The sequence below is a fragment of the Mesorhizobium sp. M7A.F.Ca.AU.001.01.1.1 genome, assembly GCF_004022735.1.
Lineage (GTDB): Bacteria > Pseudomonadota > Alphaproteobacteria > Rhizobiales > Rhizobiaceae > Mesorhizobium > Mesorhizobium ciceri.
Window position 1 is genome coordinate 1 of sequence record NZ_RZPF01001210.1, and the last position, 931, is coordinate 931.

The following is a 931-nucleotide window of genomic DNA, read 5'->3' on the forward strand; positions in this document are numbered from 1 at the left end:
GTAGGGGAGTAGGGGAGTAGGGGAGTAGGGGAGTAGGGGAGTATCGGGCCACTATCCACATTCACATTTCCATCCCCATTCGCTATTCACTGCCCACTGTCCCGTACTCCCCTATTCCCCTACTCCCCTAGGACGGCCATGATGCAACTCAGTCTCGACCAGGCAAAAGGACTGTGCCGGATGGCGGCACTTGGCGCCGGCGCCAATGAGGAAGCGGCGCAATCGCTCACTGCTTCGATCATATCAGCCGAGGCCGAAGGGCTTTCCTCGGTCGGTCTGTCGCATTTCATCGACTATCTCGAGGCGCTGGAAGCCGGACGCATCGACGGCAATGCCGACCCGGTGATCACACGGCCGGCGCTGGCAGTCTATCTCTCCGATGCACGCGGCGGGCTGGCGCATACCGGCTTCGACCGCAACATCGACGACCTCGCCAAGGCGGCAAAGCTGTTCGGTGTCGCCATCTTCTCGCAGAAGAACGCCTATACATGCGGCGCGCTCGGCTATTTCACCGGAAGGCTGGCAGCACAAGGACTGGTGTCGTTCGCAGCCACCAACGGCCCGGCCGTGCTTGCCGGCTCGGGCTCGGTCAAGCCGGTCTACTGCACCAACCCGATGTCGTTTGCCGCGCCTGCCGCCGACGGGGCGCCGCTGGTCATCGACCAGTCGTCGAGCGCCACCGCTTTCGTCAACATCCGCAAAGCGGCCGAGGACGGCAAGACAATCCCGGAAGGCTGGGCACTGGACGCCAGCGGCAATCCGACCACCGATCCCGCCGCCGCCATGAAGGGTGCAATGCTCGCCTTCGGCGGTCAGCGCGGCGCCAACATCGCGCTGATGGTCGAGGTGCTGGCGGCGGGCCTGTCGGGCGCCAACTGGTCGCTCGACGCGCCATGGTTCAGCGGCGGGCCGGACAGCCCCGGCACGGGAC

1 protein-coding gene is annotated in these 931 nt (G+C 65.2%); it reads left to right on the forward strand.

What is annotated here, in order from left to right; genetic code table 11:
* Window positions 1-141: 141 nt before the first annotated feature.
* Window positions 142-931: Ldh family oxidoreductase (locus EN884_RS37140; protein WP_164895470.1), on the forward strand; the 790-nt coding region annotated here is incomplete at its 3' end.